The organism is Bacillus seohaeanensis (assembly GCF_042684945.1).
Lineage (GTDB): Bacteria > Bacillota > Bacilli > Bacillales > Bacillaceae_B > Rossellomorea > Rossellomorea seohaeanensis.
In genome coordinates, this window is the sequence record NZ_JBHUMF010000018.1 from 1 (window position 1) to 20,143 (window position 20,143).

Consider the following 20,143-nt stretch of genomic DNA (forward strand, 5'->3'; position numbering starts at 1 on the left):
AGAAGCCCGATGACAGGAAAAGCGTCCTTTTCACGTAGAAAAAACGAATAGTATTTCCAAAAAAAGTAAAATTGTCCAGAAAGCAAGATGATTTGTCTAGAAAAGCATTCAAAGTGTCCAGTAAGCTCAAGAAAATGTCCAGAAATCGGAGAAAAGTGTCCAGAAAATCTAGAAATATGTCTGGAAGCCCGATGACAGGAAAAGCGTCCTTTTCGCGTAGAAAAAACGAATAGGATTTCCAAAAAAAGTAAAATTGTCCAAAAAGCAAGATGATTTGTCTAGAAAAGCATTCAAAGTGTCCAGTAAGCTCAAGAAAATGTCCAGAAATCGGAGAAAAGTGTCTAGTAAATCTAAAAATATGTCCGAAAGCCCGATGACAGGAAAAGCGTCCTTTTCGCGTAGAAAAACGAATAGTATTTCCAAAAAAAGTAAAATTGTCCAAAAAGCAAGATGATTTGTCTAGAAAATCGTTCAAAGTGTCCGGTAAGCTCAAGAAAGTGTCCAGAAATCGAAGAAAAGTGTCCAGAAAATCTCAAAATATGTCCAGAATCCCCTCAACAAGAAAAATATCTCTTACCAGGACTAAATACACTTGCTACATACCAAAATGATAAATAAAATTTTTCAGCTTTTTAAAGGTATTTTCAATAAAATAGAGAATGTATTTTATTAATAAATAGACGAGGAGGGATATGTTGATTGTAAAAGAAAGAGAAGTGCCAATGAAAATACAGCAATATGAAGCGTTGTTAAGAAGGCTGTTAAAAAGGCATGAGTTGATACCAGAAATTGAAGCAGAATTAAAAAAGAGATATAAAGGTTATAAGGGGGAATTAAGTGTAGACTATTATACGGATTTATTAACGATAGAAAAGAAAGAGATAAGAGTTTTTCAAAATCTTCGACTCCCCTATGGTCCCCACTTTTTTCAGATTGACACCCTTCTAATTTTTCCTCAATTTGTTCTTATATTAGAAGTTAAAAACATTTCCGGCACTTTGATTTTTGACCCTGATCGTGAGCAAATGGTTAGGGTATACAACGAGAAAGAAGAAGGTTTTCAGTGTCCGATTGCTCAAGTGAAAAGGCATAGAATTCAATTAATGCAGTGGATGAAAAGCAGGAAATTCCCGTCTATTCCAATAGAATATTTGGTAGTAGTCAGTAATCCAGCTACGATTCTAAAGTTTGCTAATGGTAATAACCGGGCTGATATAAAGAAAGTTATTCACGGGCATAGTTTAGTAAATAAAGTCTATGAATTATCTAAAATGATTAAGACGCAAAAGTTTGATGATAAGCAGCTGAAAAGAGTTTCACGGGGGCTGCTTAAAGATCACAGACCATCTCCACCAGAAAATTTGATGAAGTTGTTTAATCTTTCAATAGAGAATATTGCTACTGGTGTTCTATGTCCTTCATGTGAGAAGTCTCCAATGGTTAGGACGCATGGCTCTTGGTTTTGTTCAACATGTAGGGAATGGAAACATGATGCACACAATAATGCCTTGAGTGATTATTTTCTTTTATTAAACGATTCCATTACTACCCGACAATTTTGCCACTTTGCTCATATTTCCTCAAATAAAACAGGTTATAGACTACTTCAAACCTCTAATTTATCTTTCTCCGGTACTGGAAGGGCGAGAAAGTATTTTTTGCCTTCCTCGTAGTTTTTTCAAACATCCGCTCTATAAATATTTACCTCCTTCTAAAGGAAATACTAAACCAAACTCATAACACATCAAAGGAGGAACCAATTAATGACGCTAGTTCGGTTAGGGTATGTAGCGATGAGTACACAATTGCAGAATGCTTCCCCTTCGCAAACGATGACTTTTAAGCAGTTTAGTCAATTGAATGATAAGGAAGCTGCGATTGGTAAGCTAGAGAGGATTGCGAATTCAAACTTGCATAATTGTTTGCGTTTGTTAAAGCATAATGTTGCTCACGATATAAAGTTTTTTCGGTTTAGTTCTAAGTTGATCCCGTTGGCAAATCATCCTGAATTAAAAGGCTGGGATTTTATAAATCCGTTGAGCGAGGCCTTGGAGGAGATTGGTCATTACATAAAGGAGCATCCGATGAGGGTTGGGTTTCATCCAGATCATTTTGTGGTCTTGAATACTTCAGACAAAGACGTTTTAAAGAATACATTCCGGACACTTGATATGCACAGGACTTTACTAAAGGGAATGGATGTTTCTCCAAAGCATCGCTGTGTCCTCCACGTTGGTGGGGCCTATGATGATAAGGAAAAAGCGTTGGAGCAGTTTATTCATAATTGGGGATTGACTCCCCGCAAGCTACAGGAGTTAGTTATTTTAGAAAATGACGATACGATATTTAGTGCAAGTGATACATTGTATTTATGTGAGAAGCTAGGAATACCTTTAGTGTTTGACTATCATCACCACCTTGCTAATCATCAAAAGGATTGGCAAGAGGATTGGGAAAGGATCAAGGATACATGGGGGAATTCCCCTCTTCCAATAAAAATGCATATTTCTAGTCCGCGTTCGGAAAAAGAGTTTAAGGCACATGCTGAATATGTAGACTCTAAAATGTTTATCAACTTTCTACATGAAATAAAGGGGAGCGTGAAAGAAATAGATTGTATGATTGAGGCAAAAAAGAAGGATGAGGCGCTATTTAAATTGGTGGAGGATTTGAAAAAAGAGCCCTATATAGAATGGATTAACGAGGGTTCATTTTCTATTTAGTAGCTTCCTGATAGTGAGATTACATAAAGTTGAAACCTAATCTCAATTATTTCGTATAATTAGTATAGGATTCACTGTGATCGAGAAGGAGGGGGAAAGATGAGAGGGGAGCCGCAAAAAAGGATTTCTGAAAAAGCACTGAAGGTATGGCGTTTATACGGAATGATGTATGCTGCTATTATGTGGATTATTTCCATTGCCGCCTTGGTGTTAACAATACTATTTGATTGGCATTGGGGAATTGTTGTTGGATTATTTATTGTGTCTATCGCTGTCACCTATATTTTTGTATCGATACTCCCGAAGCTACGCTGGAGAAGGTGGCGCTATGAGGTAAGAGAACAGGAAATCGAGTTGCAGCGTGGAATTATTATCGTGAAAAGAACATTGGTACCAATGGTTCGGGTTCAGCATGTTGATACAGGACAGGGACCAATATTAAAAAAATATAACCTTTCTACGATAACGATATCGACAGCAGCAACGAAACATGAAATTCCTGCTTTAGAAACAAGTGAAGCTGATGAGTTGCGTACTTCGATTTCTTTACTAGCAAGGGTGGCGGAAGATGATGTCTGAATATAAGCGTCTGCATCCGATTTCTGCTGTTGCAAGTTTCATAAAACAGCTAAAAGAATTGATTATTCCTTTTGTTGCGATTGGTGTATTAGGTCGTGGGGAAAAAAGTAGCTTTTGGGAGTATATGCCTCTTATCGCTATTGCAGTAACTCTTGTGTTTGTACTAGCTGCTGGAATAATAAAATGGCTTCGATTTACGTATCGATTAGAAGATGGCGAACTTAAAATGGAGTATGGGTTGTTTGTTAAGAAAAAACGCTATATTCCCTTCGACAGGATTCAGAGCTTGAATTTTTCTGAAGGGATACTGCATCGTCCATTCGGTTTGGTGAAAGTCAAAGTAGAAACAGCAGGATCTACTGATACACAGCAAGCGGAAGCAGAACTGACTGCAATTCCGAAAGAGGAAGCAAAGGAATTAGAAGATATTATTTATAGAGAAAAGAACAAAGGCAAATCTGTGCAAAATACTAGTCAAGAAGAATCACCTGCTGAAGACATAAAAGAGGTAAAGCAAGAGGCAAAAGTGCTTTATAAAATGAGCGTAAAAGATATTTTGATTATGGCTTCTACGTCGGGTGGCATTGGAGTCATTATCTCTGGTGTACTTATTTTTCTTTCGCAGTTTGGAGAGTTCATTCCATATGAAGCCATTTTTAATGAGCTTGAGGAGTTTGTGCGTAGTGGTATTTTATTTGTATCCGTAATGGTATTTGCAGGCTTGCTAGTAGCTTGGATTCTATCGATAGGCTGGACATTGATTGTTTATGCAGATTTTACAGTGAGACTAAAAGATGAAAATATTATTATTACTCGAGGTCTTTTAGAAAAGAAACAGATTACTATTCCGTTGAACCGTATTCAAGGGATCAGGATAGTGGAAAATATAATTCGTCAGCCACTAGGTTTTGCAACGATTCAAATTGAGAGTGCTGGGGGTTCTGTCCTTGATAAAGACAGTAAAGATATTAAGTTAATACCATTAATTTCAAAACGAGAGGTCAAGGAAATTTTAACAAAAGTATTTCCTGATTATCATATTGCGGAAGATTTTCATGTGCTTCCCAAGCGTTCCCTTATAAGGTATCTCATCAGAAGTGTCTTCTGGGTTATTCCAATAACCATTGCGGCTTCCATCGCATTTTGGCCGTACGGTTTATTAGGAGGATTGTTGTTTATTCCTTTAGGTTTTTGGGGATATATGCATTTTAAAGATGCCGGTTGGAATATTGAAAACAACCAACTTTCCTTACGATATAGAAGATTAGTAAAACAAACTTTATTTTTGAAAAAGAATCGTATCCAAGCCCTAGACAGGAAGGAAAGCTGGTGGCAGGATCGAAAAGAATTAGGAAGTTTGCATACGACCATCAAGTCGGGTGCACTTGGGTATTCAAGTGAAATTAAAGACCTAGATACGGATGACCTTCACGAAATATATAAATGGTTTTCACAAGGTAATGAAAAGAAAAAGGCACCAAGTCCGACTATTACCTTTAAAGAGCAAGAGATATTAGGAGAGGGACTGTAACCCAAAAGAAAAGAAAAGACTGACCACCTAAGAATGCGGTGTGATCAGTCTTTTTTCTTATGGTCGACATTGATTAAAGGTAAGGAAGGAAATAAGCCCATCAGTTATTTTTTGTAGCTAGCCAACCGAATACAAATCCAGAGGCTAAACCAACAATATGGGCAGTTACGTTAATTCCTGATTGAAAAAATGTCATCAAGAACCCAATAACGACAATAGGAAGGATAACTTGTTTACTTTCTTTTGATAAAATGTGATTTTGGAACGCAACCATTGATAAATAGAATCCGAAAAGACCAAAAATCGCACCAGATGCACCGACATGGCTGTACGTCAACGGTTTAAGTATAAATGTCGCGACGTTGGCGATGATGCCACTTAGAAAATAAAGAGCAAGAAATTTCAGTTTGCCCAAGTAGCGTTCTAGTGGGGGAGCAAATAGGATGAGCGAAAAGGTATTAAATAGGAAATGAGCAAATCCAATATGAACGAATATAGGTGTAATAAGCCGCCACCATTCTCCTTCTTGAATAAAAAGATTTACTCCAGCGAGATGTTCATAAATCCATATTTCAGGTAGGAACGGGACTAAGTTCACCCCAAAGATAACAATATGAATACCTACAATAAAGGATACAATGGGGTATAACCGTATAAATTGAGAAAAACTTTCGGTTCTGACAAACATAGGGGCAACCTCCTGTCTTTATTCTGCTTGTTGTCTTTATCATAATGGATATGAGCGGATAGGTGAATTTTTTAGCTGTTAAAATGAACTAGAAAGATGAAAAGTAAGTACTTACAATTTATTCAAAAATGGACAAGAATAGAAGGGAAATGAATATGATTAAGGGAATTGGTTTGGATATTGTAGAGATGTCGAGGATTGAAATGATTATGAAGCGGCATGGGAAATTTATTGAACGTGTTTTAACAGAAAAGGAACAAGCGCAGTTTCACCAGTATCAAGGATGGCGTCAAGTGGAATTTCTTGCAGGCAGATTTTCAGCAAAGGAAGCTTATGCAAAAGCGAACGGTACAGGGATCGGGACGGATCTATCTTTTCAAGATATTGAAGTAAGTAAAGATAAACTTGGCAAGCCTTATTTTTCAAAGCCAGCAAAAGTCCGAGCGCATTTATCTATTACCCATAGTAAAGATTTTGCAGCAGCCCAAGTCATTGTAGAGGAGTAATGAAAGGAAGTTAAAATAAATTAAAGCTCGTCATCTTCTGTTGCATAATTAAAAAGGTTGTCTCATATATTCAATAGTGCAATAGGAGAGACAGGGCTAATGTTTAATAATCGCGGTTGTTGAAGTGTTTATCATTGGGAATGAATACAGAGCTAGGAGCGGTTTAAGCATTCACCACCGTCCATTGTTAAACTTTGGTCTTCCCCTCTCTCATTTACGTGTATCTTGCATTATCTACTTGTTAGTATCCCGTTGAGGGGTGACTAATAGTAATTGCCTAATTAGTAGAGCTACTTGCATTTGTATCCTGCATTAAAGGGAAGTACTCCCCTATCTCAAGGTTTAGAGGAGTCAAAGAAGCCTAGGTAGGGCGATAACTACCCGTAAATGCTTGGTTGGTTCAACTAACAATTAGTAGGGAGTGAAAGCCCCACTGATTGAAGTTTCACTGTATGTAGCTACACTTTAATTGAGACAAAAGGGGTTGGAGAAGTGAAAAAGAAGCTAGTAGTCCTGTTGATGGCCATGTTAACGGTTTTCGTACTTGCTGCTTGTGGAGAAAAGACAAAGGAGGATGTGACAGAGGAGTTAAAAGCAAAGGTGGAAGAGATGAAAGGTTATAAAGCTGAGGCGAAGATGACATTACAAGTTGGAGAAGAGCCTCAGACGTATGATGTGGAAGTTTGGCATAATGACCCTAATTATTACCGGGTAGAATTAAAGAACGCGGCTAAAGACCAAAGCCAAATGATTTTGCGGAATGATGAAGGGGTTTTTGTTTTAACACCTGCATTGAATAAGAGTTTCCGTTTCCAAAGTGATTGGCCAAAAAACAGCAGTCAAGCCTACTTATATGAGTCTTTAGTAAAAGATGTTCTTGAAGATAAAGATGCAAAGTTTGAGACAACAAAGGACCACTATGTATTTGAAACAAAAACACGTTACCAAAATAATCAAATGTTACCAACTCAGGAAATTATGTTTAATAAAAAAGATCTTACGCCTGCTTCTGTAAAAGTGATGGATGCAGATAAGAATGCTTTGGTGGCAGTTGACTTTTCAAAAATGGATACGAAAGCCTCATTTGATAAAAAAGATTTTGATATGAAGAAAAATATGACGGGTGCACAACTCGAAGTACCAGTGAATGCTAATGTGGAAGAAGAAGAGTTTAGCGTGCTATATCCAGAGCAAGCTGCTGGTGCTGAACTAGTGGAAGAAAAAGAAGTTTCAACAGAAAATGGAAAGCGCGTAGTATTAACGTATGAAGGAGAAAAATCCTTTACATTGATACAAGAAAAAGCGGAAGTGGTTCCGACAATGACTGTATCTACTACTCTAGAAGGGGAACTAGTTAATCTTGGGTACACAATGGCAGCATTGACGGATAATTCCATTACCTGGACACATGATGGAGTCGACTATATGCTCGCTTCTAACGAATTAACACCAGATGAGTTAGTGACAGTAGCGCAATCTGTACAAGGTTCTATTGGAAAATAACTTCATATGAATGAATAGGGCTGGCCTAATAGGTTTAGCCCTTATTTTTTGTTCAAGGAAATTTAGATTCTTCTCTTTCGACACACTGCACTTTAACGGCACCCCCCTCTATTTTATTACCTAAAGCACTTTTTTCTGTATATAAATGGTTATTAGGGAATATTACATTTGACAGGAGCTAGAATTCGATGAATAATCAATGTTATTCTTGAATATATTAAATTGTTTTGTTAGCACAGAGGAAGTGAACAGGTTGGAAACTCAAACACAGTTTTTTCGTGATACTTGGGTTGAAATTGATTTAGATAATTTATTTAAAAATGTAAAGCAAATAAAAGAACACACTCCTAAAGATATTGCCATTTTTGCTGTTGTTAAAGCGAATGCGTATGGCCACGGAGATGTGCAGACGGCAATGACCGCTTTAGAAGCGGGTGTACATGGGCTAGCTGTTGCTTTTCTAGACGAGGCATTGTCATTAAGGAGAAAGGGAATTGAAGCACCGATTTTAGTATTAGGTGCAACGAGACCAAAGGATGTTAAACTAGCGGCAGAACATCATATTTCCCTAACTGTTTTTCAAGAAGAATGGTTAAAAGAGGCGGAAAAGTATTTGTCTGCTTCTGATCTATTGCAGCTCCATATTAAATGTGATACCGGTATGGGGAGAATTGGAGTACGGAGTATAGAAGAATTAAAATCGATTGAAAGATATATAGAGAACCAGCCAATTTTTCAATTTGAAGGACTTTTTACTCACTTTGCAACAGCGGACGAATTGGATACTTCTTATTTAGAAAAGCAGTATAGTATTTTTAAAGAGATGATGGCATCACTAGAGAAATTACCGAAGTATATTCACAGCTCGAATAGCGCAGCAGCTTTAATGCATAAGAAAACGCATTTCAATGCTATTAGAATTGGAATAGCTATGTATGGCCTTTCCCCTTCAATGGAAATTAAAAATAAACTTCCGGTACAGTTGAGTCAGGTGTTTTCGTTACATTCTAGACTTGTACACGCTAAGGAACTTCTAGCAGGTGACAAAGTTAGTTATGGAGCGACGTATGAGTCGGAGGAAACAGAATGGATTGGAACATTGCCTATTGGTTATGCAGATGGTTGGATACGTAAACTCCAAGGGCAAGAGGTTCTAGTTAATGGAAAAAGGTGCCCTATTGTTGGTCGGATCTGTATGGATCAATGTATGATCAAGCTTCCTGAGAAAGTAGCTACTGGAACGAAAGTCACACTTATTGGAAGACAAGGGGATAATGTGATTTCCATGGATGAAGTCGCTGCAAAACTTGAGACAATAAATTATGAAATTCCTTGTATTATTACTAACCGAGTTCCGCGTATTTATATAAGGAATGGGGAACTAATTGAAGTGTCTAATAAGCTACTTTCTTCTTCCGGACTTACCCCGCGTTAACGGACAGTAACCCTCAGTTTAAAGGTTTGGGATAGCTGAAGAAGAATGGGGGGTGGAGGAAACCCACCTGCTGATTGAAATTTTACTTTATCAAATAATAGGAAGTATAGGGTGAAAGTGCATAATTAGTGATTAAGTTGGAGGATAATAGAAGGGATTAATAAATTGTCTTTTCATCGTGGACGTTTGATGGTATGATTAATATGTTAAAAAATGAAACGGTATGTAGTGATTGGTGGAGGTGTAGCTTGTGTCTGAGTCCAGCGCAACAACAGAAATCTTAATTCGCTTACCAGAACAACTCGTAACGGAATTAGACGGCTTTGCAGAACAAGAAAACGTAAATCGCAACGAGTTTATTTACCGAGCAACAAAGATGTATTTAAGAGAAAGAAAGAAGCGACAAATCCGTGAATCAATGAGACGTGGATATATGGAAATGGCTAAGATAAATTTAGCAATTGCTTCGGAGGCTATTCAAGCTGAATATGAAGCAGAAAATACAGTCGAACGCTTAGTAAGCGGAGGTTAAAACTTTGATTGTTAAGCGTGGTGACGTGTATTTTGCAGACCTTTCCCCTGTTGTGGGTTCTGAACAAGGCGGAGTTCGACCGGTACTTGTAATACAAAACGACATCGGGAATCGGTTTAGTCCCACTGTAATAGTAGCTGCCATTACAGCTCAAATTCAAAAAGCAAAACTACCTACTCACGTTGAAATTGATGCACAGCGTTATGGCTTTGAAAGGGATTCTGTTATTCTACTCGAACAAATTCGAACTATTGATAAACAAAGATTAACGGATAAGATTACCCATCTAGACGATGAAATGATGGAGAAAGTTGATGATGCACTCCAGATAAGTGTCGGGCTAATTCAGTTTTAGCTTAATCCTTGCTTTTCATCTAAATGCCTAACGTGGGACTTTTACTAATTAACACTTTTAAAAAGATTACTTCTGAAGGGAGAGGAAATCCCCTTCAGAAGTAATCTTTTTTTGTATCTGGAAAAATCCTTATTTGGTTTTAGCGTCTAGTACCTACCTGTTTGCAGCTAAATGTCACGCATAAATATGTCCAGTTCAATCAGTCCTTCAGTAGAATCTTAAAAGCTTGTCGACTCTAGATAATCTACTTGTACTTTCATTCATACTTCAAAATTAGTAAATGAAATTGTGACAAAATTCTACTAAATATTTATAATGGATAGTAGATACAAGAAGTTCATCATTATTTTTTTCAATTTTTGATAAAAACTTCTTTGGGGATATGCGAATATTGCTGGTTGATGTAAAGTAGTTTAAGTTTACATTACACTCCTTAGGGGAAAGGAATTCTATAAAAAACATGTGATAGAATGGGGAGAAGAAATGGGATGTATAGTCAAGTAATGGATGTTATCCAAGAAAATAAATCATATTTTGTGAAAAAGTGGATGGAGATTGTGAAAGAAGAAGCAGATGAAAAGATTGTTGATGTAGTCTCCGATCAAATTTTTACTAAAACAAGCAATGAGTTCGTTGATCTTATCGTTTCTAATTTAGTGAACTCCGTCAATTTTGATTCGAAATTAGAAGACTTTGCTTTAAAGATTGTTAAATTGGGATGGCCGTTAACTTTTGTAACAACTGGTCTAAAAACGTTTGAACGTGTCGTCTATGATCATTTAAAAAGAAGTAACACAATAACGAAAGATAATTATGAGGATTTTGTTCAGTATTTTGATCAATGGTTAACACCTATGAATAACCAAGTGATCACAGCCTATACGGAATCTTGGGAGAAAACGGTATCATTGCAAAAGATAGCCCTTCAAGAATTGTCTGCACCATTGATTCCGGTTTTTGAAAAAATTTCCGTCATGCCACTAGTTGGAACGATTGATACAGAAAGAGCAAGACAGATTATGGAAAACCTTTTGAGTGGGGTTGTAAAACACCGTGCAGAAGTCGTTTTAATTGATATTACAGGTGTACCTGTAGTAGACACAATGGTAGCTCACCATATTATTCAAGCGGCAGAAGCTGTTCGGTTAGTTGGGGCAAAGTGTATGTTGGTAGGTATTAGACCAGAAATTGCTCAAACTATTGTTAATTTAGGAATTAACCTAAATCAATTTAGTACAAATAGTACCTTGCGCAAAGGAATTGAGCAGGCTCTTGAAATGACTAATAGAAAAATTGTTAAAAAGGAGGGTATAGAATGAGAATCCCAATTTTAAAACTATATGATTGTTTGTTAATTTCCATACAGTGGGAATTGGATGATCAAACAGCCCTTCAGTTTCAAGAGGACTTGCTTCATAAAATCCATGAGACAAGTGCTAGGGGAGTAGTTATTGATATTACTTCCATCGACTTTATCGATTCGTTTATTGCGAAAGTTCTTGGCGATGTTATTGGTATGTCTAGACTAATGGGGGCAAAGGTTGTCATCACTGGAATTCAGCCTGCCGTTGCGATTACTTTGATTGAACTCGGTATTCAGTTGGAAGATGTACTAACGGCCTTAGATTTAGAAAAAGGTTTAGAGAAACTACAATTGGAACTGGGGGACTAGTGTATGGATAACCAACCCTACGTGAGAATCACCAACGAATGGGATATCGTAGCTGCCCGCCAGTTAGGGAGAAATGTAGCGAAAGAGCTTGGATTTGGCACAGTTGACCAAGCGAGAATTACGACAGCAATTAGCGAACTAGCCCGAAACATCTATTTATATGCTGGTCATGGCCAGATTTATATTGAAAAAAAGCAAGATGCTGGTAAAAAGGGCGTACAAATCATTGCTAGTGATGATGGACCAGGTATCAGTGATATTCGAAGAGTAATGGAAGATGGATTTTCTACTTCTGGAGGATTGGGAGCCGGTCTGCCAGGAGTTAAACGTTTAATGGATGAGTTTAACGTAGAATCTACCCCTGGAGAAGGTACTGATATACGTGCGACTAAATGGCTTCGTTAGGAGGATATCATGAGTTTTAGAGAGCTTATGGATTCGAGATATAAGGAAATTTTAGAAACTTATATAAAAAAACAAGAGGAACAAGCGCTTTATTTAGGTCAGAAATTCAGTAGAAAAACGATTGAACACCATGTCTCGCCGGAAGAAATTATCAGCTTACATAAAAGTGCCATTCTTGAGATGGAGCCGGAGCTTTCAGAAAAGGTTCTTAATTCTTTTGATATTTTACTAGAAGTTATGATTGGCTATGGATTTGCTTATCGAGAACATCAAAGTTTACGAAGTAAGCAGCAAGAACTTAATAATGAAATCGATATTGCGTCCAATATGCAACAAACCCTCCTCGGTACAAAGATACCGGAGACGGAAGAACTTGATATAGGAGCGATAAGTGTTCCAGCTAGAAAGATGAATGGTGACTACCATCACTTTGTTCAAGATGACAATGAAGTAGTAAGTGTAGCTATTGCGGACGTTATAGGGAAGGGGATTCCTGCTGCTCTTTGCATGTCGATGATCAAATATGCAATGGAAAGCCTCCCAGAACACCGACAAGATCCAAGTTCCGTTTTGGAAAGTTTGAACAGAGTGGTAGAGCAAAATGTGGACATAAGCATGTTCATTACAATGTTTTACGGAATGTATAATTTAGATAATCACGCTTTTACATATGCCTCTGCAGGCCATGAACCCGGATTTTACTATCGTTCATCAACCAATCAATTTGAAGATCTTGATGCAAAAGGGCTATTGCTTGGAGTGGACAAAAAAGCAAGATATCAGGCCTATGAAAGAAAAGTAGATATCGGTGATATGATTATTCTGTTTTCTGATGGAGTTACAGAATGTCGGACAGAAGAAGGGTTTATTGAAAGGAAAGATATTATTCAGCTGATACGTAACTATCAACATCTTTCTTCTCAGGAAATCGTTAATAATGTATATAAAGAACTTGAAAAATTACAGCACTTTGAACTAAGGGATGATTTTACACTCATTATTGTTAAAAGAATCTCGTAAAGTTAGTTTACCCTTCGTATTTACAGGGTATAGGGAAAGTAGTAGCGTAACCGCGGGAACTGTACAAAAAGAAAAGTCGCTTGGTCGAGGTAATTTATTTACTTTCTAAAGAGGCAAACGTGTATGTCGCTACTTCTATTTTAGAAAATGATGACATACATAAACATTTAGCGAAGTGTCTATGTCTGCAGGGGATTGATACCGCGAGTAATCAGCAGACACTAGGCATAAAACTAAACTAATTCAATGAAATCGGGCATAAAGGTGGTTTTTTTATGAACTTAACAATAGATCTTAAAGAGCGAGATAAAGAACTTTTTGTCTCCATCTCAGGTGAAATTGATGCGTACACAGCTCCTCAGTTAAAAGAGAATCTACAGCCTTCTGCAGAAAAGCTTAATCAGGTAATTACAGTAGATTTATCAGGCGTGTCTTATATGGATAGTACCGGTTTAGGTGTTTTCGTTGGTTTATTCAAGACAATAAAGAAAAACAATGGCCAGCTCATTTTGTCGGGACTTTCTGAACGGTTAAGACGTTTATTTGATATTACTGGTTTGGGAGATATTATGAACATTAAATCAGAAGTAGAAGGTGGAGTGGAATGATGTCAGCTTTTGATTACATCGAAATGAAAATTCCTGCAAAGCCTGAGTATATAGGTGTCATTCGTTTGACTTTATCGGGAATAGCGAGTCGGATGGGGTTTATGTATGATTCCATTGAAGATTTAAAAATTGCTACGAGTGAAGCAATTACAAATGCTGTACAACATGCCTATAAGGATGATAATGGGGAAGTAATTGTAGGGTTTGCTCTATATGAAAATAGGCTTGAAGTTATGGTTGCAGATGATGGAGAGAGCTTCGATTTCAAAGCGATTCGTCAAGAGGTAGGGCCATATAATGCAGAACACTCCGTTGAATTTTTAAGAGAAGGCGGATTAGGGTTATACCTAATTGAAAGCCTGATGGATGAGGTGAAAGTTCACCATAAGGAAGGAGTGACAGTCTTCATGACTAAATTCCTAGAAGGAGAGCAGGTGGAGAGGGATGCAAAAACTATCTCAACCTGATCAATTAGATAAAAAACAAATCATCAGGTGGATTCAAGATTATCAAGAAAGCCAGGATGATGAAGCACAGAGGATGCTTGTTCTTCATTATCGAAGTCTCGTCGAATCGCTCGCCCGAAAATACTCAAAAGGGAAATCGTTCCATGAGGATATGGTTCAAGTTGGTATGCTTGGGTTGCTAGGAGCGATACGTAGGTATGAAGTTTCCTATGGGAAGTCGTTTGAAGCTTTTGCTATTCCTACTATTATAGGAGAAATTAAAAGATTTCTTCGAGATAAAACATGGAGTGTACATGTACCGAGAAGAATTAAAGAACTTGGACCTAAAATCAAAACAACAGTAGAGGAATTAACGAACACCCTTGGAAGATCTCCAAAAGTACAAGAAATCGCTGATTACCTAGAGGTTACAGAGGAAGAAGTACTAGAAGCAATGGAGATGGGGAGGAGTTATCAAGCGTTAAGTGTCGACCACTCCATTGAGGCGGACTCTGAAGGAAGTACGGTGACGATTCTTGATATTGTCGGAGAGCAAGAAGAAGGATATGAAAAAGTTAATCAAAAACTCGTGCTAGAAAAGGTATTGCATGTTTTATCCGAAAGAGAAAGACTAATAATTCAATACACATACTTAGATAATCTCAGTCAAAAAGAAGCTGGTGAAAAACTAGAGATTTCTCAAATGCATGTTTCTCGTTTACAAAGAAGAGCGATAAAAAAGCTAAGGGAAGCAATTCAAGACGAGTCTCAGCGTGCGGAGAGCTACTTGTAATGCCGTATTTTCAAAAACATAACATTGAATTATATGCAGAACAAACATCTAAGCACGGAGATCCTTATTGTGGAGATAGTTTTTATTATACTTCTACAAATGATTATTTTATTTGTATATTGGCTGATGGTCTTGGAAGTGGAAAGTATGCGTATGAATCATCCAGTGTAGTTGCCGAAATAGTGAAAGAACATCATGAGAAGGATATTGATACGTTAATGAAGATGTGTAACAGCTCGCTCGCTAGCAAAAGAGGAGCAGCGGTTGCAATCTTAAAAGTATTTTATCACTCCAGAGAGTTTGTCTATAGTTGTGTAGGAAACATCAGATTTTATCTGTATTCCCCCGAAGGAAAGTTGACATACCCACTTCCTGTAACGGGGTATCTTTCAGGGCGCCCGCAAAAATATAAAACACAGCGATTTTCGTTTCAAGAAAACTCTCGATTTTTAATTCATTCAGATGGCCTGAACATTACTGGAGTAAAGAATATTCTTCAACAAAAAAGAACGATGCGTGATATTCTTTGCTATATTCAACATTACGTAGATGACACTGCAGACGATACTACTTACATGATAGGAAGCTTACTCTAGATTTGAGTAAGCTTCTTTCTAGTTGCAGCGGGCTGACTAAGCTGACTGTTATTGCCGCTTTTCGGCCTTTTCAACAGGAGTGTGCTAAAATTAATGAAGATACAGATGGATGGAGGTTATCAGATTGGAAAAAGTATTAGACATTGAAGAGCAGTTACTACATAAAATTACAAAGCAAATTAATACACCATTAAAAAATGTGAAAAGTGTTATCAAGTTACTAGATGAAGGAAATACAGTCCCCTTTATCGCTCGCTATCGAAAAGAGCAAACAGGGGCATTGGATGAAGTTCAGATTCGTGCCATTATGGATCAATGGAATTACTTGCAGAATCTTGAGCAAAGAAAAGAAGAAGTTATTAGGCTGATTGAAGAACAAGGTAAACTTACCCCAGAGTTAACAGCTGATATTCAGAAAGCGGATAAGTTGCAAACTGTGGAAGACTTATATCGTCCCTATAAACAAAAGCGAAGAACAAAGGCGACAGTAGCGAAAGAGAAAGGTCTAGAACCACTTGCACAATGGTTATTATCCTTTCCATCACAAGCAGATGTTAAGGATGAGGTAATGAAATATCTGTCTGACGAAGCAAAGGTTACTACTGTGGAGGAAGCTATTGCTGGAGCAAAGGATATAATTGCTGAATACGTAGCGGATGATGCTAAGTTTAGAGAATGGATTCGAAAAGAAACGTTTCGTACCGGTGTAATAGAATCAAAGGTTAAGAAACAAGAGCTTGACGAGAAAAACGTCTTTGAAATGTACTATGAATATGTAGAGCCGGTTAGTAAAGTAGTCCCTCACCGTGTATTGGCGATGAACCGTGGAGAAAAGGAAGATGTTTTACGGATTTCTATCCAAACGGATGTAGAGAAAATCCTTAACTATCTAAACAAATGTTTAATCAAAAATGAAAACTCTGGTGCAGCTGTAATAGTGCAAGAGGCGATTGAAGACAGCTATAAGCGATTAATTCAACCATCAATTGAAAGAGAGATTCGCAGTGAGCTAACAGATAAAGGGGAAGATCGTGCAATTCATATCTTTTCTGAGAATTTAAGGAAACTGTTACTTCAGCCACCATTAAAAGGAAAGATGGTCCTTGGAGTCGATCCGGCCTACCGTACAGGTTGTAAACTGGCTATAGTAGACGAAACAGGTAAGGTACTTGGTATTAATGTTATTTATCCTCATCTTTCTAAGCAGAAACAAGAGCAGGCTGAAAGCACAATGAAAAAGTTGATTGAGCAATATAATATTGAAATGATTGCTGTTGGGAATGGTACAGCATCCCGTGAAACAGAGCAATTTGTAGTAGATATTCTCAAAGAACTAGATAGGGAAGTCTTTTATCTTATTGTAAATGAAGCGGGAGCAAGTGTGTATTCAGCTTCAGAAATTGCGCGAGAAGAATTTCCGGATTTTCAAGTGGAAGAGCGCAGTGCTGTTTCAATTGCGAGAAGACTTCAAGATCCATTGGCGGAACTAGTGAAGATTGACCCGAAATCTGTAGGCGTAGGACAATATCAGCATGACGTTTCCCAAAAGAAGCTTAATGATTCTCTTACTTTTGTGGTAGAAACAGCCGTTAACCAAGTTGGGGTTAATGTGAATACCGCATCAGCATCGCTTCTACAATATGTATCAGGGCTTTCCAAAACGGTTGCCAAAAATGTTGTGAAGAAAAGAGAAGAAGAAGGAAAGTTCGCTTCTAGAAAACAACTAAAGGCAATACCTCGTCTTGGAGCAAAAACATACGAACAGTGTATTGGGTTTTTGAGAATACTAGATGGAGACGAAGCGCTTGACCGAACTTCTATTCATCCCGAAAACTATCAAGAAGTAAAGAACCTTATTCGTGAATTAGGTTTTGAAGAAGAAGCCATTGGAAGTGAAGAGTTAAAGCATGCATTGGAGAAGCTGAATTTAACAGAAGTTGCTGCATCTACTGGTATAGGAGAGTTGACACTAAAGGATATAATAGATGCGCTCATCAGACCTGGACGTGATCCGCGTGACGAACTTCCAAAACCGTTATTAAAAAAGGACGTTTTAAAATTAGAAGACTTAGAAGAAGGAATGGAACTTCAAGGAACCGTTCGTAATGTAGTCGATTTTGGGGCTTTTGTAGATATTGGAGTAAAACAGGATGGGCTTGTCCATATCTCCAAGTTGAAAAAAGGTTTTGTGAAACACCCCCTAGATGTCGTCTCTGTTGGAGACGTAGTTACTGTTTGGGTTGAAGGAGTCGATGTTCAAAAGGGAAGGGTAGCACTCACAATGGTTCATTAAAAACCAATATAAATATGTCGGGGGTGTTCCTATATGCATATGAAGCTTTGGGACATCCCCGTATTCCATTACGAAATATGTTTCTTTCTGTAAAAATACCAGCACTGATTAAGTAGTTTAATTTGATAACGGTCTTTTTCAAGGTAGGCTTTCCTCATTTGCTTGATTAGCCATTTAGGCATATAAGAGCCTCCTTTATCGAGTTAGGTTGATATATAGTTTATGCACATATAGGTTGTCATGTTCGTAAAAAAGGAGAAGGAATATGATTAATAGAGAATTAGAGAAGTTGGTAAAAGAAATTTCAACTAACTTATTTGGAAAACCCTTTCGTCATAAAGCTCGCTTCAATCCAAGGTTGAAGACTACGGGAGGAAGATATCTATTACAAAGCCATGATATAGAGATAAATAAAAAATATCTTGAAGAACATGGAAAAAAAGAATTGATTGGAATAATAAAACATGAGTTATGCCATTATCATCTTCATATTGAAGGTAAAGGATATAAACATAGGGATCAGGATTTTAAAACACTTCTGCGAAAAGTGGATGCTCCTAGACATTGCACGCCTTTAGAAGTTAGTAAAAAAAGCAAAAATTAGTTGTTTATGGGTGTGGTGAATGTAATACCATCTATAGAAGAAAGAGGAGAATTGACACAGAGCGATATGTTTGTGGCAAATGTAATGGGAAACTGAAATTAATAAAAGAGGAGATGCTGACATAAGTGCTTTTTAGGTAAGAAGTTATTAAAAACTGTTGAACGCCATTGTAAAATCAGTCTCCTTTATTCGTGTCTGTGTTTTCTTGAACTTTTTTGTCCCCGTGATTGAATAAATCTTATTTTTAATCTAAAAAATAGTTGACAGTGTTACTAAGAGTCTATATAATACAAAGAGTCGATAAGACAAAAACAACATTATTCCGCAGTAGCTCAGTGGTAGAGCTATCGGCTGTTAACCGATCGGTCGCAGGTTCGAATCCTGCCTGCGGAGCCATAGTTGAGGAGAAGTACTCAAGTGGCTGAAGAGGCGCCCCTGCTAAGGGTGTAGGTCGGGTAACTGGCGCGAGGGTTCAAATCCCTCCTTCTCCGCCATTACATTCTATGGCCCGTTGGTCAAGTGGTTAAGACACCGCCCTTTCACGGCGGTAACACGGGTTCGAATCCCGTACGGGTCATCTATTATCTTTTGGGACAGGCTGCTGTGGTAGTCTGTTTCATTTCGGTCCGGTAGTTCAGTTGGTTAGAATGCCTGCCTGTCACGCAGGAGGTCGCGGGTTCGAGTCCCGTCCGGACCGCCATTATTTTTAAAAAAGAAGTCTTGACATTAGTGAGTAGGTTATGTTAGTATATAAACCTCGTCATTAAAACGATGGGCTATAGCCAAGCGGTAAGGCAACGGACTTTGACTCCGTCATGCGCTGGTTCGAATCCAGCTAGCCCAGCCATTAATGAGCCATTAGCTCAGTTGGTAGAGCATCTGACTTTTAATCAGAGGGTCGAAGGTTCGAATCCTTCATGGCTCACCATTTTTTATTATTATGCGGGTGTGGCGGAATTGGCAGACGCACCAGACTTAGGATCTGGCGCCGCAAGGCGTGGGGGTTCAAGTCCCTTCACCCGCATCAAGGTATTTTAAAATAAACTATTGACTTTATCGAGTACCTGATATATAATAGTGTTTGTCGCTTAAGACGCGGTCGTGGCGGAATGGCAGACGCGCTAGGTTGAGGGCCTAGTGGGGGCGACCCCGTGGAGGTTCAAGTCCTCTCGGCCGCACCAACTAATTTATGCGCCCGTAGCTCAATTGGATAGAGCGTTTGACTACGGATCAAAAGGTTAGGGGTTCGACTCCTCTCGGGCGCGCCATTTTCAATTAATTCTACTAGCGAGCTGTTAGAACACTTATAACGGGAAGTAGCTCAGCTTGGTAGAGCACTTGGTTTGGGACCAAGGGGTCGCAGGTTCGAATCCTGTCTTCCCGACCACTAAAAAAACATATGCGGGTGTAGTTTAATGGTAAAACCTCAGCCTTCCAAGCTGATGTCGTGGGTTCGATTCCCATCACCCGCTCCAATTATTTTAACTAAACAAAACTTTTAAAAAATCATTGACATGAAATTGAGTTAAATGATATGATATAAAAGTTGCTTCTTAAGAAAGAAGTAGAGTATTGAACTTTGAAAACTGAACAAAGCAAAACGTCAACGTTAATTCAAGTTTTATTTTAAAAGAGCTAATCAAACATCTTTCGGAGAGTTTGATCCTGGCTCAGGACGAACGCTGGCGGCGTGCCTAATACATGCAAGTCGAGCGAACAGATGGGAGCTTGCTCCCTGATGTTAGCGGCGGACGGGTGAGTAACACGTGGGTAACCTACCTTTAAGACCGGGATAACTCCGGGAAACCGGGGCTAATACCGGATAACATCTTTCTTTGCATAAAGAGAGATTGA

The 20,143-nt window shown here is 38.2% G+C and carries 20 protein-coding genes, 11 tRNA genes, 1 rRNA gene and 1 pseudogene; 31 read left to right on the forward strand and 2 right to left on the reverse strand.

Annotated elements, in window-relative coordinates; all coding sequences use genetic code 11:
- Positions 1–695 precede the first annotated feature (695 nt).
- The 4 genes from ACFSUL_RS08600 (at position 696) to ACFSUL_RS08615 (ending at position 4,833) form a co-directional block, all read left to right on the forward strand.
- Positions 696–1,673, forward strand: coding sequence for an NERD domain-containing protein (locus ACFSUL_RS08600; RefSeq protein ID WP_377934556.1), 978 nt, complete (start codon positions 696–698; stop codon positions 1,671–1,673).
- Positions 1,674–1,763: 90 nt separating this feature from the next.
- Positions 1,764–2,723, forward strand: coding sequence for a UV DNA damage repair endonuclease UvsE (uvsE, locus tag ACFSUL_RS08605; RefSeq protein ID WP_377934558.1), 960 nt, complete (start codon positions 1,764–1,766; stop codon positions 2,721–2,723).
- A gap of 99 nt (positions 2,724–2,822) precedes the next feature.
- Positions 2,823–3,302: a PH domain-containing protein gene (locus ACFSUL_RS08610; protein ID WP_377934560.1), complete on the forward strand. Its 480-nt coding sequence runs from the start codon at positions 2,823–2,825 to the stop codon at positions 3,300–3,302.
- Positions 3,292–4,833 (forward strand): PH domain-containing protein, encoded by a 1,542-nt coding sequence (locus tag ACFSUL_RS08615; RefSeq protein ID WP_377934562.1) that lies wholly within the window; start codon positions 3,292–3,294, stop codon positions 4,831–4,833. The genes ACFSUL_RS08610 and ACFSUL_RS08615 overlap by 11 nt, the downstream gene beginning before the upstream one ends.
- Before the next feature lie 100 nt (positions 4,834–4,933).
- Here the strand turns inward: ACFSUL_RS08615 and ACFSUL_RS08620 are convergent, their stop codons facing one another.
- Positions 4,934–5,521 carry a rhomboid family intramembrane serine protease gene (locus ACFSUL_RS08620; RefSeq protein ID WP_377934564.1) on the reverse strand — a complete coding sequence of 196 codons (588 nt, stop codon included), beginning with the start codon at positions 5,519–5,521 and terminating at the stop codon, positions 4,934–4,936.
- Between the two features lie 155 nt (positions 5,522–5,676).
- On the opposite strand from ACFSUL_RS08620, the gene acpS reads away from it, so the two are divergent.
- The 14 genes from acpS to ACFSUL_RS08690 all read left to right on the forward strand — a co-directional run bounded on the left by acpS (position 5,677) and on the right by ACFSUL_RS08690 (position 17,685).
- Positions 5,677–6,027: a holo-ACP synthase gene (gene acpS / locus ACFSUL_RS08625; protein ID WP_377934566.1), complete on the forward strand. Its 351-nt coding sequence runs from the start codon at positions 5,677–5,679 to the stop codon at positions 6,025–6,027.
- 492 nt (positions 6,028–6,519) lie between these two features.
- Positions 6,520–7,530 (forward strand): LolA family protein, encoded by a 1,011-nt coding sequence (locus tag ACFSUL_RS08630; protein WP_377934568.1) that lies wholly within the window; start codon positions 6,520–6,522, stop codon positions 7,528–7,530.
- Positions 7,531–7,783: 253 nt separating this feature from the next.
- Positions 7,784–8,965, forward strand: coding sequence for an alanine racemase (alr, locus tag ACFSUL_RS08635; RefSeq protein ID WP_377934570.1), 1,182 nt, complete (start codon positions 7,784–7,786; stop codon positions 8,963–8,965).
- A 250-nt stretch (positions 8,966–9,215) separates the two neighbouring features.
- A complete protein-coding gene (locus tag ACFSUL_RS08640; protein WP_071413501.1) occupies positions 9,216–9,497 on the forward strand; it encodes a CopG family ribbon-helix-helix protein in 282 nt (93 codons plus the stop codon).
- 4 nt (positions 9,498–9,501) lie between these two features.
- The gene (locus ACFSUL_RS08645; protein ID WP_071413500.1) at positions 9,502–9,852 is read left to right on the forward strand and encodes a type II toxin-antitoxin system PemK/MazF family toxin; all 351 of its coding nucleotides are present in this window, start codon (positions 9,502–9,504) and stop codon (positions 9,850–9,852) included.
- 488 nt (positions 9,853–10,340) lie between these two features.
- Complete coding sequence (locus ACFSUL_RS08650) at positions 10,341–11,171, forward strand: RsbT co-antagonist protein RsbRA (protein ID WP_377934573.1); 831 nt, start codon at positions 10,341–10,343, stop codon at positions 11,169–11,171.
- Positions 11,168–11,524 (forward strand): STAS domain-containing protein, encoded by a 357-nt coding sequence (locus ACFSUL_RS08655; protein ID WP_071413498.1) that lies wholly within the window; start codon positions 11,168–11,170, stop codon positions 11,522–11,524. Before ACFSUL_RS08650 ends, ACFSUL_RS08655 begins: the two co-directional genes overlap by 4 nt.
- 3 nt (positions 11,525–11,527) lie before the next feature.
- A complete protein-coding gene (locus ACFSUL_RS08660; RefSeq protein WP_377934576.1) occupies positions 11,528–11,929 on the forward strand; it encodes an anti-sigma regulatory factor in 402 nt (133 codons plus the stop codon).
- A 9-nt stretch (positions 11,930–11,938) separates the two neighbouring features.
- Positions 11,939–12,949, forward strand: a complete 1,011-nt coding sequence (locus ACFSUL_RS08665) for a PP2C family protein-serine/threonine phosphatase (RefSeq protein WP_377934578.1) — start codon at positions 11,939–11,941, stop codon at positions 12,947–12,949.
- A gap of 275 nt (positions 12,950–13,224) precedes the next feature.
- Positions 13,225–13,557 carry an anti-sigma factor antagonist gene (locus tag ACFSUL_RS08670; protein WP_377934580.1) on the forward strand — a complete coding sequence of 111 codons (333 nt, stop codon included), beginning with the start codon at positions 13,225–13,227 and terminating at the stop codon, positions 13,555–13,557.
- Entirely contained in the window at positions 13,554–14,024 is a 471-nt protein-coding gene (gene rsbW / locus ACFSUL_RS08675; protein WP_071413494.1) for an anti-sigma B factor RsbW, read from the forward strand. Before ACFSUL_RS08670 ends, rsbW begins: the two co-directional genes overlap by 4 nt.
- Entirely contained in the window at positions 14,002–14,796 is a 795-nt protein-coding gene (gene sigB / locus ACFSUL_RS08680) for an RNA polymerase sigma factor SigB (protein WP_377934582.1), read from the forward strand. Before rsbW ends, sigB begins: the two co-directional genes overlap by 23 nt.
- Complete coding sequence (locus tag ACFSUL_RS08685; protein ID WP_377934584.1) at positions 14,796–15,392, forward strand: PP2C family serine/threonine-protein phosphatase; 597 nt, start codon at positions 14,796–14,798, stop codon at positions 15,390–15,392. The genes sigB and ACFSUL_RS08685 overlap by 1 nt, the downstream gene beginning before the upstream one ends.
- A gap of 124 nt (positions 15,393–15,516) precedes the next feature.
- A complete protein-coding gene (locus ACFSUL_RS08690) occupies positions 15,517–17,685 on the forward strand; it encodes a Tex family protein (protein WP_377934586.1) in 2,169 nt (722 codons plus the stop codon).
- Positions 17,686–17,753: 68 nt separating this feature from the next.
- Here ACFSUL_RS08690 and cmpA read toward each other — a convergent pair whose 3' ends face one another.
- Positions 17,754–17,867 carry a cortex morphogenetic protein CmpA gene (gene cmpA, locus ACFSUL_RS08695; RefSeq protein ID WP_377934588.1) on the reverse strand — a complete coding sequence of 38 codons (114 nt, stop codon included), beginning with the start codon at positions 17,865–17,867 and terminating at the stop codon, positions 17,754–17,756.
- Positions 17,868–17,950: 83 nt separating this feature from the next.
- Between cmpA and ACFSUL_RS08700 the strand changes: the two are divergent.
- The 13 genes and pseudogenes from ACFSUL_RS08700 to ACFSUL_RS08760 form a co-directional block, all read left to right on the forward strand.
- Positions 17,951–18,414: pseudogene (locus tag ACFSUL_RS08700) on the forward strand (SprT family protein).
- A gap of 196 nt (positions 18,415–18,610) precedes the next feature.
- Positions 18,611–18,685 (forward strand) — tRNA-Asn (locus tag ACFSUL_RS08705).
- A 7-nt stretch (positions 18,686–18,692) separates the two neighbouring features.
- A tRNA-Ser gene (locus ACFSUL_RS08710) sits at positions 18,693–18,783 on the forward strand.
- Between the two features lie 11 nt (positions 18,784–18,794).
- Positions 18,795–18,866 (forward strand) — tRNA-Glu (locus tag ACFSUL_RS08715).
- A 46-nt stretch (positions 18,867–18,912) separates the two neighbouring features.
- A tRNA-Asp gene (locus ACFSUL_RS08720) sits at positions 18,913–18,989 on the forward strand.
- Between the two features lie 72 nt (positions 18,990–19,061).
- A tRNA-Gln gene (locus ACFSUL_RS08725) sits at positions 19,062–19,136 on the forward strand.
- A 5-nt stretch (positions 19,137–19,141) separates the two neighbouring features.
- A tRNA-Lys gene (locus ACFSUL_RS08730) sits at positions 19,142–19,217 on the forward strand.
- Between the two features lie 14 nt (positions 19,218–19,231).
- Positions 19,232–19,313 (forward strand) — tRNA-Leu (locus ACFSUL_RS08735).
- Positions 19,314–19,384: 71 nt separating this feature from the next.
- Positions 19,385–19,470, forward strand: a tRNA-Leu gene (locus ACFSUL_RS08740).
- A gap of 10 nt (positions 19,471–19,480) precedes the next feature.
- A tRNA-Arg gene (locus tag ACFSUL_RS08745) sits at positions 19,481–19,557 on the forward strand.
- A gap of 42 nt (positions 19,558–19,599) precedes the next feature.
- Positions 19,600–19,676: transfer RNA gene (locus tag ACFSUL_RS08750), tRNA-Pro, on the forward strand.
- A gap of 14 nt (positions 19,677–19,690) precedes the next feature.
- Positions 19,691–19,764: transfer RNA gene (locus ACFSUL_RS08755), tRNA-Gly, on the forward strand.
- Positions 19,765–19,936: 172 nt separating this feature from the next.
- Positions 19,937–20,143: ribosomal RNA gene (locus tag ACFSUL_RS08760) — 16S ribosomal RNA — on the forward strand; the annotation flags it as partial.

What these genes read in the sequence shown, in the direction of transcription:
- ACFSUL_RS08660 (WP_377934576.1), top strand. Translation starts at nt 11,528, where the DNA reads ATGGATAACCAACCCTACGTGAGAATCACCAACGAATGGGATATCGTA.
- ACFSUL_RS08620 (WP_377934564.1), bottom strand. Translation starts at nt 5,521, where the DNA reads ATGTTTGTCAGAACCGAAAGTTTTTCTCAATTTATACGGTTATACCCC.
- acpS (WP_377934566.1), top strand. Translation starts at nt 5,677, where the DNA reads ATGATTAAGGGAATTGGTTTGGATATTGTAGAGATGTCGAGGATTGAA.
- uvsE (WP_377934558.1), top strand. Translation starts at nt 1,764, where the DNA reads ATGACGCTAGTTCGGTTAGGGTATGTAGCGATGAGTACACAATTGCAG.
- ACFSUL_RS08610 (WP_377934560.1), top strand. Translation starts at nt 2,823, where the DNA reads ATGAGAGGGGAGCCGCAAAAAAGGATTTCTGAAAAAGCACTGAAGGTA.
- ACFSUL_RS08665 (WP_377934578.1), top strand. Translation starts at nt 11,939, where the DNA reads ATGAGTTTTAGAGAGCTTATGGATTCGAGATATAAGGAAATTTTAGAA.
- ACFSUL_RS08685 (WP_377934584.1), top strand. Translation starts at nt 14,796, where the DNA reads ATGCCGTATTTTCAAAAACATAACATTGAATTATATGCAGAACAAACA.
- ACFSUL_RS08615 (WP_377934562.1), top strand. Translation starts at nt 3,292, where the DNA reads ATGATGTCTGAATATAAGCGTCTGCATCCGATTTCTGCTGTTGCAAGT.
- ACFSUL_RS08655 (WP_071413498.1), top strand. Translation starts at nt 11,168, where the DNA reads ATGAGAATCCCAATTTTAAAACTATATGATTGTTTGTTAATTTCCATA.
- ACFSUL_RS08670 (WP_377934580.1), top strand. Translation starts at nt 13,225, where the DNA reads ATGAACTTAACAATAGATCTTAAAGAGCGAGATAAAGAACTTTTTGTC.
- cmpA (WP_377934588.1), bottom strand. Translation starts at nt 17,867, where the DNA reads ATGCCTAAATGGCTAATCAAGCAAATGAGGAAAGCCTACCTTGAAAAA.
- sigB (WP_377934582.1), top strand. Translation starts at nt 14,002, where the DNA reads ATGCAAAAACTATCTCAACCTGATCAATTAGATAAAAAACAAATCATC.
- rsbW (WP_071413494.1), top strand. Translation starts at nt 13,554, where the DNA reads ATGATGTCAGCTTTTGATTACATCGAAATGAAAATTCCTGCAAAGCCT.
- ACFSUL_RS08650 (WP_377934573.1), top strand. Translation starts at nt 10,341, where the DNA reads ATGTATAGTCAAGTAATGGATGTTATCCAAGAAAATAAATCATATTTT.